We start from the raw sequence: 11,688 nt of genomic DNA on the forward strand, positions 1-11,688 counted from the left end.
TGGCTGCGGCGGGTCAACCGTCGCCTGACGTCGCGGGGGAGCCATGCACATCCCGGCAGGGCGACGCGTTGAGGCGCCGGGCCGCGCCGTGCTACGCGCGGAGCGATTTCGCGAGATCGCGACACGTCCGAGGCACTGAAAACGATGATCCCCCGCTACTCCCGTCCCGAGATGACCGCAATCTGGTCGCCGGAGAGCCGGTTCCGGATCTGGTTCGAGATCGAGGCCCATGCCACGACGGCTCTGGCCAATATCGGCGTCGTGCCGAAGGAGGCCGCCGAGAAGGTCTGGGAGAAGGGCCGCGATGCGGTCTTCGACGTCGCGCGCATCGACGCGATCGAGGCGGTGACGAAGCACGACGTCATCGCCTTCCTCACGCATCTGGCCGAGATCGTCGGGCCGGAGGCGCGCTTCGTCCACCAGGGCATGACCTCCTCGGACGTGCTCGACACCTGCCTCAACGTGCAGCTCACCAAGGCCGCCGACATCCTGATCAAGGATCTCGACGCTTTGCTCGCCGCGCTGAAGCGGCGCGCCTTCGAGCACAAGCTCACCCCGACCATCGGCCGCTCGCACGGCATCCATGCCGAGCCCGTCACCTTCGGCCTCAAGCTCGCCCAGGCCTATGCCGAGTTCGCGAGAGCGAAGGACCGTCTCATCGCCGCACGCAAAGAGGTCGCGACCTGCGCGATCTCGGGGGCGGTCGGCACCTTCGCCAACATCGACCCGCGGGTGGAGGAATACGTCGCCGAGCAGATGGGGCTCGCACCGGAGCCGGTCTCGACCCAGGTGATCCCGCGCGACCGCCACGCGATGTTCTTCGCCGTGCTCGGCGTGATCGCCAGCTCCATGGAGCGGCTCGCGACGGAAGTGCGCCATCTCCAGCGCACGGAAGTGCTGGAGGCGGAAGAATTCTTCTCCGAGGGGCAGAAGGGCTCCTCGGCGATGCCGCACAAGCGCAACCCGGTTCTCACCGAGAACATCACCGGGCTCGCCCGCATGGTGCGCGGCTACGTGACCCCGGCGCTGGAGAACGTCGCGCTCTGGCACGAGCGGGACATCTCGCATTCCTCGGTCGAGCGGATGATCGGCCCGGATGCCACCGTGACCCTCGACTTCGCGCTCGCCCGGCTGACCGGCGTGATCGACAAGCTGCTGATCTACCCCGAGCAGATGCAGAAGAACCTCGACCGGCTCGGCGGCCTCGTCCACTCGCAGCGGGTGCTGCTGGCGCTGACGCAGGGCGGCGTCTCGCGGGAGGACGCCTACCGGCTGGTGCAGCGCAACGCGATGCCGGTCTGGCGCGGCGAGGGCGATTTCCTCACGCTGCTCAAGGCCGATCCCGAGGTGACCGCCGTGCTGAAGCCGGAACAGATCGAAGAGTGCTTCGACCTCGGCTACCACCTCAAGCACGTCGACACGATTTTTTCGCGGGTGTTCGGCGAAGCCTGATCCGTTCTGCACGGAACCTGCTTCGCGCTCGCTGTCGACGAACGATCGAGTAAAGCCATGAGCCGCACCGCCTACCTGAACGGCGAATTCCTGCCCCTGGACGAAGCCCGCGTGCCGGTGATGGACCGCGGCTTCCTGTTCGCCGACGGGATCTACGAGGTCGCCGCCGTGCTGCACGGCCGCCTCGTGGACAATGCCGGGCATCTCGCCCGGCTCGACCGCTCACTCGCCGAGATCGGCATCCGCAATCCTCATACGGCCGAGGAATGGGAGCGGCTGGAGACGGACCTCGTCGGAAAGAACGGCGTGCGCGAGGGCCTCGTCTATATCCAGGTGACGCGGGGCGTGGCCGAGCGCGACTTCTCGTTTCCGAAGGGGGACGTGGCCCCGACCGTGCTGATGTTCACGCAGGAGAAATCCATCGTGAACAACCCGATGGCCGAGACCGGCGCGCGGGCGATCACCGTGCCGGACCTGCGCTGGAAGCGGCGGGACATCAAGTCGGTGGCGCTTCTGGCCCAGGTTCTCGCCAAGCAGCAGGCCTCGGAGGCCGGCGTCGCCGAGGCTTTCATGGTCGAGGACGGGGTCGTGACGGAGGGCTCGTCCTCCACCGTCTTCATCGTCACCAAGGGCGGCGCCCTCGTGACGCGCCCGCTCTCCCATGCGGTCCTGCCCGGCATCACCCGCAAGGCGGTGCTTGCGCTGGCGGACGAGACCGGCCTCAGCTTCGAGGAGCGACTCATCAACGCCCGCGAGCTGCCCGAGGCGGCGGAAGCCTTCTATACCTCGGCCTCGGCCTTCGTGATGCCGGTGGTGGAAATCGACGGCAAACCCCTCGGCGACGGGCGGCCCGGCCCGGTGGCGCGGCGCCTACGCGAGCTGTATTTCGCCTTCGCCGAACGGTCCGAGGCTTAAGCCGGGCTTGGCCGGAGCAGGAACGCGAAGGCGCGCGTGCCCGTTGGTTCCCGAAGGACCACCGAGGACGCAATGACCCTATCCAAGAATGCGGTACGCGCTGCCGCCCTGTTCGCTGCGCTTGCGAGCGGCGCGGCCTTCGCCCAGGACCCGTCGGTGCCGCTGCGCGGACAGGACAGCGACCCGAAGCTGCCCGCCCCCCAGGAGCAGGTGCCTGAACGGGTCAGGCCCGAAAGCGGCAATTCCGGCGCCACGCTGAGCGAGAAGCTCGAGAAATCCGACGGCGTGATCAAGCCGCCGGCCGGCGTCGATCCCGAGATCAGGACGATCGCGCCCGAGCCGACGCCGAACTCCACCCCCGTGATCAAGCCGCCGGGCAACGCCAAATAACCCGAGACCACACATCAGCCATGCGGAGCGGTCCCCAGTGCTAACGGGCCGCTTCGCTTGACCTGCCTGCCCAGATCGCCGAAGACGCGCCCGGTATGCCCGATCCCCGACCTGATGGCCGGGGTTTTCGCGCGTGGCGCAACCGCTTGGCGCCCGCGCCCGCGAGTTCGAGACAGGTCAGACGCGCATGGCGAACGTCGTCGTCGTAGGCGCCCAGTGGGGCGACGAGGGCAAGGGCAAGATCGTCGATTGGCTCTCGGAGCAGGCCGACGTCGTCGTCCGGTTCCAGGGCGGTCACAATGCCGGCCACACGCTCGTGGTCGGCGAGGCGGTCTACAAGCTGTCCCTGCTGCCCTCCGGCGTGGTCCGCCCGAACACGCTCGGCGTGATCGGCAACGGCGTGGTGCTCGATCCCTACGCGCTCGCCTCCGAGATCGACCGGCTCGCCGGCCAGGGCGTGACGGTGAGCCGCGAAAACCTTCGCGTGGCCGACAACGCCACCCTGATCCTCTCCCTCCACCGCGAACTCGATGCGCTCCGCGAGGACGGGGCGCCGGGCACCAAGATCGGCACGACCAAGCGCGGCATCGGCCCGGCCTACGAGGACAAGGTCGGCCGCCGGGCGATCCGGCTGATGGATCTGGCCGAGCCCGAGACCCTGCCGCCGAAGATCGAGCGGCTGCTCGCCCACCACAACGCCCTGCGCCGCGGCTTCGGCCTAGAAGAAATCTCCGAGCAGACGATCCTCGATGAGCTGACGGGGATCGCCGAGCGGGTGCTGCCGTATCAGGACACCGTCTGGCGCCTGCTCGACGACGCGCGCCGAGGCGGCAAGCGCATCCTGTTCGAGGGCGCGCAGGGTGCACTTCTCGACGTCGATCACGGCACCTACCCGTTCGTCACCTCCTCCAACACGGTTGCGGGACAGGCGGCGACCGGCTCGGGCCTCGGCCCGCGCGCCATCGGCTACGTGCTCGGCATCGCCAAGGCCTACACCACCCGCGTCGGCGAGGGCCCGTTCCCGACCGAGCTGCACGACGAAATCGGCCAGCGCATCGGCGAGCGCGGCCACGAATTCGGCACCGTCACCGGCCGCAAGCGCCGCTGCGGCTGGTTCGACGCCTGCCTCGTGCGCCAGACTGTGAAGACCTCGGGGATCGACGGCATCGCCCTGACCAAGCTCGACGTGCTCGACGGCTTCGACGAGATCCGGGTCTGCACCGCCTACGACATCGACGGCCAGCGCTTCGACCATCTCCCCGCGAGCCAGGCGGCGCAGCAGCGCGCCGTTCCGGTCTACGAGACGATCCCGGGCTGGAGCGGCACCACCGCGGGCGCCCGCTCCTGGGCCGACCTGCCGGCGCAGGCGATCAAGTATGTGCGCCGGATCGAGGAGCTGATCGGCGCGCCGGTGGCGCTGCTCTCCACCTCGCCGGAGCGCGACGACACCATCCTCATGCACAACCCCTTCGAGGATTAAAGTCCCGGAACGACGGGGAGAGACAGGCAGATCCGGGCACGATGGCCGACTATTATCCGTTGCTGGCACGCGCGCTCGACGCCCTGCCCGACCGTTCCCCGGCTCTGCGCCGGGCCGTCTACGACCGTGCACGCAGCGCGCTGATCGCGCAGCTCCGCTCGCTCGACCCGCCGGTGCCGGAAGCGGACATCGACCTCGAGCGCAAAGCGCTCGACACGGCGATCGGCCGCCTGGAGGCGGAATACGAGGCGCCGCCACCCGCGGCCGCGACGATGCCGGCCGAGGAGCCTTCGGCCACCGTACCGGAAGCGCCCCCTCCCCCGCCGCCCGAGCCGACCCGGCCCGAGCCGCTCTCGCCCGGCCCCCTGCCGCCGACGCTGCCGGAGCCGGAGCCGCCGCAGACATCCGACGAGCCGCTGGTTCTGCCGCCGGCCTCGGTGCCAGCCGCAATCGGAACGGACACCGGACCGGCCGAGCCGAAGCCGCCGGCCGAGACGGTGCCGTTCATGCCGCCGACCCGCCGGCCGAAAGCCGACGAGGCCGTGAAGCCTGAGCCGCAAAACGAGAACGGCTTCATCCCACCGGTTACCGAGCCTGAGCCGGCCTCCGTCGCGTCCGAGGCCGAGGCTAGCGCCGATCCAGCCTCGCCCGAGACGAACGGAGCCGGCGAGGCGGGCAACGGCCGCCAGCGCCCGCGCATCGACGTGGTGACGCCGCCCGAGGGGCGTTCGCGCCTGCTACGCAACCTGTTCGTCGGCGGCGTGCTCGCGGCGGTGATCGCGCTGATCGCGGTGGCGGCCTTCTTCCTGCGTGACCAACCCTCCGATCTCCAGCAGAGCGCGGCCGAGCAGGAGACGCCGGCCGAGCAGCCGGATGCGAAGTTCTCGGATCGGGTCGGAGCCGAGCGCAACGAGGCCGAGGCCCGGCCGAAGCCCGCCGCTCCCGGCGCCGCTCCGGCCCAGCCGGAGGTGACCGTCTCGCAGCGGGCGATCCTCTACGAGGAGAACCAGAGCGACACGCGCGCCCAGCCGATCGCCACCAACGGCCATACGGTCTGGCGGCTGGAAGCGGTGAACGGCGAACAGGGCGAGCCGTTGCAGACGGCACTCCGCGTCAACGTGGAGTTCCCGGAGGCGGGGCTGACGCTGGCGATGACCATGCGCAAGAATCTGGATGCGACGCTGCCCGCGTCTCACACCGTCGAACTCGCCTTCACCAACAACGCGGATGCCGGTGCCCAGCGCGCAGTGCAGAATATCGGCCTGCTCCAGCTCAAGGACGAGGAAGCCTCCCGCGGCTCCCCGGTCTCGGGCCTGCCGGTGCGGGTACGCGAGAACCTGTTCCTGATCGGTCTGTCGTCGCTGAAGAGCGACGTCGACCGCAACACCGAGCTGTTGCTGCACAAGAACTGGTTCGATCTGGCCCTGACCTACGCGAACGGCCAGCGGGCGGTCATCAGCTTCGAAAAGGGCAGCGCCGGCGCCCAGGCTCTGCAGAGTGCCTTCGCGCAGTGGCGCGACTAAGGATGGTCTGACCGTGCATCAACCCGACAGGCGCCACCCGCCTTTCGGGATGATGCGTTGGAGCGTCGACGGTCGCTCACACGAAAAACCCGGCCACCATTGGGGGCCGGGTTTTTTCATTCTCGGATCGGAGCAGGCGTGCGGACGACGCCGCGCCGCCTACGAGACCCGCGCCTCGGTCCGGGGCAGTTCGCGGGTTGCGAGGTTGCGCTTGACCGCCTCCTGCACCTTCTCGAAGGCCCGCACCTCGATCTGACGGACGCGCTCGCGCGAGACACCGAACTCGCCCGAGAGATCCTCTAGGGTGATCGGGTCGTCGGCCAGTCGCCGCGCCTCGAAGATGCGCCGCTCGCGCGGGTTCAGCACGCCGAGCGCGTCGCGCAGGGCCGAGAGACGGTTGCGCCCCTCTTCCTCGCGGGCGAGCACGGTCTCCTGGCTCGGGCTGTTGTCCACCAGCCAGTCCTGCCATTCGCCTTCGCCCTCCTCGCGCAGGGGCGCGTTGAGCGAGGTGTCGCCGGACAGGCGGCGGTTCATGTCGATCACGTCCTGCGCGGGCACGCCGAGCGAGGTGGCGATGTGCTGGACCTGATCAGGGCGCAGATCGCCCTCGTCGAGCGCCGAGATGCGGCCCTTCGCCTTGCGCAGGTTGAAGAACAGCTTCTTCTGGTTGGCAGTGGTCCCCATCTTCACGAGGGACCACGAGCGCAGGATGTATTCCTGGATCGCCGCCTTGATCCACCACATCGCGTAGGTGGCCAGCCGAAAGCCCTTGTCCGGATCGAAGCGCTTCACGGCCTGCATCAGGCCGACATTGCCCTCGGACACGACTTCGCTGATCGGCAGGCCGTAGCCGCGATAGCCCATGGCGATCTTGGCCACGAGACGCAGGTGCGAGGTCACGAGGCGGTGCGCGGCTTCGCGGTCACCATCGTCGCGCCAGCTCTTGGCAAGAGTAAACTCTTCCGCCGGCTCCAGCATCGGGAACTTGCGGATCTCATCGAGGTAGCGCGAAAGGCCTCCCTCATTGGCGAGCACGGGCAGAGCGCCGGCCATGTGCACCTCCTTAAACAGCCCCCCTGTCGGGCGGGCTCCAAGCGAATGGCCGCTCTCTTGAGCCGACCACGCCGCTCCCCATCTTAATGGAAATCCGCCATGCCCGGTAGCGACCAACGCTGTTCACGCAGGGTCCAACGCGCGAACCGGAGTCCGGGTTTAACGTGTCACGGGCGCACAGGGGTCGCAGTGCCGAAACGCACCTTTCTTAGCCCCCTCTCGATGCTTCGCATGAACCGGTTCGGTCCGCCTCGATAGGGCGCCTCACGCCTCGCGCAGGCGAAGCGCCTGAACATCCGCGCGGGGGCGCGCATCGAGGAAGCGCAGGATGTCGTCCCGCGGCTGCGGGCGGCCGAGATGGTAGCCCTGCATGAAGGGGCAGCCCATGGCCTGGAGCGTGGCGAGGTCGTCCGCCGTCTCGATGCCCTCGGCCACGACTTCGAGACCGAGCGCCCGGCCGAGACCGAGCACCGCCTGGACGAGGCCGCGCTTGTCCTCGGCCTCCGACAAACCGGTCACGAGGCTGCGGTCGATCTTGACCCGGTCGGCCCGCAACTGGCGCACCGAGGCCAGGGACGAGTAGCCGGTCCCGAAATCATCGAGCGCCATCCGAATGCCGGCCCGCGACAGCGCCAGCAGCTTGCCCTGCACCGCCTCGATGTCGAGTGCCGTCTCCTCGGTGATCTCGATCTCCAGGGCCGTCGCCGGCAGACCGAGCACCCGAAGCCGCCCGAGCACGATCTCATCGACTGCGATCTGCGCCATCTCCCGCGGCGAGACGTTCATCGCCACCGAAAGGTCGTGAAGTCCCCGCGTCCGCAGCGCGCAGAGCATCGCGCAGACCTGCTCCAGGATGAAGCGCAGCAGCGATTCCGTCAGCCCCGCCATGGCGGCGGCGGAGATCAGGTCGGCGGGCGGCACCCAGCCATGCACCGGGTGGTGCCAGCGCACCAGCGCCTCCAAATTGGTCACGCTGCGACCGTCCGGGCCGAAGATCGGCTGGAACCACACCTCCAGCTCTCCCTCGGCCAGGGCCTGCGAGAGATCGCGCTCGCAGTCGCGCCGCATCTCCAGGCGCGTGCTGAGTCCGTCGTCGAACAGGCGGAAGTGATTGCGGCCCGAATGCTTGGCGGCATAGAGCGCCTCGTCGGCGCAACTCAGCAGATGTGTCAGGCTGTCCGACGGACGGTGACAGATGCCGATGCTCATGCCCAGCCGACCCGTATCGAAGCTCTCGAACGGTTGGGCCACGGTCCGGATCAGGCGCTCCGCGAGGGCGGCCGGGCTCTCGATCACCCGGGCACTGTCGTAGACGAGGGCGAACTCGTCTCCCCCGAGACGGGCGGCATCGCAATCCACCGGCACGGCGACGCGGATGCGGCGGGCGACCTCAGCGAGAACGCGGTCCCCGGTGGAGTGGCCGTAGACGTCGTTGACCGACTTGAAGCCGTCGAGGTCGAGCAGCATCAGGCAGACCGATGCCCCCGCCGCCAGTTGCTCCTCGGCCCGCTGGATGAAGCCCGCGCGGTTCAGGAGGCCGGTCAGCCCGTCATGCGTCGCGCGCTCGCGCATTTCCTCCGCCAGGGCGCTCGCGCTCGCATGGGCGGCCTTGCGCGCCTCGGCGAGCGCGGTCGCCTCGTTCTTCAGGCGGCTGGTCTCCCGGAATCCCCGCTCGGTCGCGATCGAGCTGCGGATCAGGGCGGCCAGGTACAGCAGCACGGTGGCCGCGAGGCAGGTCTGGTCGAAACCGCCGACGGCGAGCAGGCATCCCGCGACCGAGACGAGCGGCGGCGTGATGAAGCAGATCGGGATCCGCGCGTAGGCGATGCCGTGGGTCACCGCGCCGGCCGTGATCCCGCAGGTGACGGTGAGATAGAACAGCGTCTGCGCCGAAGTGTAGCCGTCGCACAGGAGCGGCAGGAGGGCCCAGACGGAGCCGGAGAGGAGCGCGGCGAGGCAGGCCAGCCACAGGTGCCGGTCGATCGAGCGGGCCGCTGCCTCTTCGGAGATCGGAGCCCGGCCGGGGGACATCGCCAGCCCCGCACAGGGCGCGCGGCACAACCCAAAGCGCAAGCCGTTGAAGGCGGTGGAAGCGGAAAACCAGAGGGCGCCGAGAGCGCCGTGCCCGGAATGCAGGGCGACCAGGAAGCCGGCCAGACCGAGAAGCACGTTGACGGGCAGGGCCTGCTGCACGCTGGCGCGCACCGCCTCGAGCTGATCGCGGCGGATCAGCCTGTCGAGATGCGGCTCGGTGCTCGGACGTGAGCGCATAAGGACGAGTCCGGGTCGGACGCTTCGGAAATGAAGCACACTGCCTTTACGCGCAAAGACGTAACAGATGGTTGAGAAGAGCTTCATCGTCCGGCGACCCGTCGAGATGACGAGCCGGTGACGTCATGCAAGACCTTACCCTCCGCTCGTCTGGAATGGTCTTTTGACAAGAGGCAGAGCGATCAAGAGATGACCGAGGTCGCCGCGCTTGAATGCCTGGCGTCTCCGCCACGCTGGAAGCTGCGGCGATCGATCGGCATCCAGACCGGATCGGCGACGTGAAGTCCTTCACAAAGCGCGCGCTGCGCCGCCTTGTTCGGAGGCGAGAGGATCGGTGATCGGGCGTCTTGCGCGGCACTCGCAGGCGCGAGGAGGTTCCGGTCGCGCGATGCCACCTTCGGTCGCGTCCCAACCGCGATCCGGAACGCTACTTGTGCGAGTGTCCGGCGCCTCGAGCGCCGAGCTCATCTCGCTCGCAAAGGTCGTCATGCGCGTTCTCCATTCGATCGGTCGGGCTTGCGGCAACGGCCTGCGCTTCAGCGTCGGCGGTTTGATCGCCGCGCTCGATGGCCTGACGCTTCTCGTCGGGCGCGCCTCGGACCGCTTCGACGCCCACTGGGTGCAACGGACGCCGCAGCTCCGGTCGCGCCGCCGACATGACGGCCCGCGGCCGCTCGATTTGCCCTTCCTCCACCTGTAAGCCGCGTCCCTGTGCCCGACCCGTAGGGGCCGCCCGTCACCCCTTCTTGCGCAGGGGGCGCACGAAGCAGCCCGCGCTCGGCACGAAGCCGGTGGCACCGCAGAATTCCGGCAGGCCCGTCTCCTCCGTGGCGGCAAGAAGCTGAATCGTGCCGCAGCCCGCCATCCGCGCGGCTTGCGAGGCGGCCTTCAGCAACTGGCGGCCGACGCCGCGGCGGCGCCCGTCCGGGGCGACGAGCAGCATCGTGATCTGCGCCACCGGCGAGGCCTGCTCGAGCACCGGATACCAGTGCAGCACCACGATCCCGCTCGGCGGCCCCCATTCGAGGGCGAGCAGCGCCGTGCCGTGGCCATACCGGAGCACCTCGAGCTGCTCGGCCAGGACGTGCGAGGGCACGGGATGGCCCGAGGCGCTCAACAGCTCCGCGAGCCCCGCCGCATCGGCCGGCAGCGCCGAGCGGATCTCCAGCCCGTATCGGCTTCCCAACAGCACCTCCGCCCGATCTCGTTTCCAACCTGCGCCACGAAACCGGAGCGCGACCTGCACGCCTCCATGGGGCCGATGGCGCGGGTGTTTCACGGCGGCGGGCCGCGAGGCAAGGCGCCGTGCTTTCCGGATCCGCGCATGGTGCCGCGGATGTGGTTCAGCGGCGCCGTCATCCTGCCGGGCCCCGGCGCTCTGAAGGCCGCGGATCGTCTCAGCCGAGGGCGGCCAGCAGCCGCGAAAAATCTGCAGGCAGCGGGCTCTCGAAGCGCAGGCGCTCGCCGGAGCGCGGGTGGAGAAATCCGAGTTCGACCGCGTGCAGGGCCTGCCGTCCGAGAACGTCCAGGGCGGCGCGAGCGGGCTCGCTGAGCCGGGCCGCCTTGGTCTTGAAGGCGCCGCCATAGACCGCGTCCCCCAGCAGCGGATGGCCGCGATGGCTCAGATGAACCCGGATCTGGTGGGTACGTCCGGTTTCCAGGTGGCAGCGCAGCAGGGCCGTGACACCACCCTCCCCGTGCACGTCCTCGACCCGGTAGTGGGTGATCGCCTCCCGCCCCTCGCCGTCGCGGACCACGGCGATCTTTTCGCGATTGTGGCGCGAGCGCGCGAGGTTTGCGCGAATCGTGCCGGCCCGCGGCTCCGGTACGTTCCAGACCAGGGCGAGATAGGCCCGCTCCAGGGCGCCGCTGCGGCCATGGTCGGCGAACTGGGCGGAGAGGCCCTGATGGGCGAGGTCGTTCTTGGCGACGACGAGCAGGCCGCTCGTGTCCTTGTCGAGGCGGTGGACGATGCCGGGCCGGCGCACGCCGCCGATCCCGGACAGGCTCACCCCGCAATGCGCGATCAGCCGATTGACGAGGGTGCCGTCCTCGTGCCCCGCCGCCGGGTGCACGACGAGCCCTGCCGGCTTGTCGATGACGATGAGATCCTCGTCCTCATGGACGACGGCGAGCGGCAAAGCCTCGCCGAGCGGCTCGGCGGGAAGCGGCGCCGGAACGCTGAGATTGATCCGGCAGCCAGCCCCGACCTTGCGCGCGGGATCGCGCACCACGATCCCGTCGCAGCGCACGAGGCCCTCGCGCACCAAGCCCTGGAGCCGGGCACGGGAGAGATCGTCGAACACGCGGGCAAGGACGCGGTCGAGCCGCTCGGGAACGGTTCCCTCGTCAAGCACGAGGCTGCGCGCCTCGTCCGCGCCGGGGATCATGGAAAGCACCGTGGAGGACACCGTGAGGATTCTCGTCATTTCGCCCCGGAAAGCGCTTGCGGGGTCCGGGATGCCTCGCTATACGAACCCCCGTCGGCCCGGAAGCTCCCATCGTCTAGCGGTCTAGGACGTCGCCCTCTCACGGCGAAAACAGGGGTTCGATTCCCCTTGGGAGCGCCACCGGCCCTCAATCTCGTTGCCAAAATCGTTGCTG

General features: G+C 69.2%; 10 protein-coding genes and 1 tRNA gene. 7 read left to right on the forward strand and 4 right to left on the reverse strand.

Annotated features, from left to right (window positions below; translation table 11 throughout):
* Positions 1-144 precede the first annotated feature (144 nt).
* The 5 genes from purB to MSPGM_RS04345 all read left to right on the forward strand — a co-directional run bounded on the left by purB (position 145) and on the right by MSPGM_RS04345 (position 5,760).
* Positions 145-1,452 (forward strand): adenylosuccinate lyase, encoded by a 1,308-nt coding sequence (purB, locus tag MSPGM_RS04325; protein WP_003602995.1) that lies wholly within the window; start codon positions 145-147, stop codon positions 1,450-1,452.
* A 57-nt stretch (positions 1,453-1,509) separates the two neighbouring features.
* On the forward strand, positions 1,510-2,367 hold the full coding sequence (locus tag MSPGM_RS04330) for a D-amino-acid transaminase (protein WP_003602993.1): 858 nt from the start codon (positions 1,510-1,512) through the stop codon (positions 2,365-2,367).
* 72 nt (positions 2,368-2,439) lie between these two features.
* The gene (locus MSPGM_RS04335) at positions 2,440-2,757 is read left to right on the forward strand and encodes a hypothetical protein (protein WP_003602992.1); all 318 of its coding nucleotides are present in this window, start codon (positions 2,440-2,442) and stop codon (positions 2,755-2,757) included.
* Between the two features lie 187 nt (positions 2,758-2,944).
* Complete coding sequence (locus MSPGM_RS04340) at positions 2,945-4,237, forward strand: adenylosuccinate synthase (protein WP_003602990.1); 1,293 nt, start codon at positions 2,945-2,947, stop codon at positions 4,235-4,237.
* A 41-nt stretch (positions 4,238-4,278) separates the two neighbouring features.
* Positions 4,279-5,760 carry a histidine kinase gene (locus MSPGM_RS04345; protein ID WP_261926176.1) on the forward strand — a complete coding sequence of 494 codons (1,482 nt, stop codon included), beginning with the start codon at positions 4,279-4,281 and terminating at the stop codon, positions 5,758-5,760.
* A 159-nt stretch (positions 5,761-5,919) separates the two neighbouring features.
* Here MSPGM_RS04345 and rpoH read toward each other — a convergent pair whose 3' ends face one another.
* Together rpoH and MSPGM_RS04355 are read right to left on the reverse strand one after the other, a co-directional pair.
* The gene (gene rpoH / locus MSPGM_RS04350; RefSeq protein ID WP_003602986.1) at positions 5,920-6,813 is read right to left on the reverse strand and encodes an RNA polymerase sigma factor RpoH; all 894 of its coding nucleotides are present in this window, start codon (positions 6,811-6,813) and stop codon (positions 5,920-5,922) included.
* A gap of 264 nt (positions 6,814-7,077) precedes the next feature.
* The gene (locus tag MSPGM_RS04355) at positions 7,078-9,084 is read right to left on the reverse strand and encodes a putative bifunctional diguanylate cyclase/phosphodiesterase (RefSeq protein WP_003602984.1); all 2,007 of its coding nucleotides are present in this window, start codon (positions 9,082-9,084) and stop codon (positions 7,078-7,080) included.
* A gap of 487 nt (positions 9,085-9,571) precedes the next feature.
* Between MSPGM_RS04355 and MSPGM_RS04360 the strand changes: the two genes are divergently transcribed.
* Positions 9,572-9,784: a hypothetical protein gene (locus MSPGM_RS04360; RefSeq protein ID WP_244426847.1), complete on the forward strand. Its 213-nt coding sequence runs from the start codon at positions 9,572-9,574 to the stop codon at positions 9,782-9,784.
* A 36-nt stretch (positions 9,785-9,820) separates the two neighbouring features.
* Here MSPGM_RS04360 and MSPGM_RS04365 read toward each other — a convergent pair whose 3' ends face one another.
* Both MSPGM_RS04365 and MSPGM_RS04370 read right to left on the reverse strand, forming a co-directional pair.
* A complete protein-coding gene (locus MSPGM_RS04365; RefSeq protein WP_003602980.1) occupies positions 9,821-10,270 on the reverse strand; it encodes a GNAT family N-acetyltransferase in 450 nt (149 codons plus the stop codon).
* Positions 10,271-10,481: 211 nt separating this feature from the next.
* Positions 10,482-11,474, reverse strand: a complete 993-nt coding sequence (locus MSPGM_RS04370) for an RluA family pseudouridine synthase (protein ID WP_012752202.1) — start codon at positions 11,472-11,474, stop codon at positions 10,482-10,484.
* 104 nt (positions 11,475-11,578) lie between these two features.
* Here MSPGM_RS04370 and MSPGM_RS04375 point away from each other — a divergent pair.
* Positions 11,579-11,654, forward strand: a tRNA-Glu gene (locus MSPGM_RS04375).
* Positions 11,655-11,688: the final 34 nt, after the last annotated feature.

It is taken from the genome of Methylorubrum sp. GM97, from assembly GCF_024347855.1.
GTDB lineage: Bacteria > Pseudomonadota > Alphaproteobacteria > Rhizobiales > Beijerinckiaceae > Methylobacterium > Methylobacterium extorquens.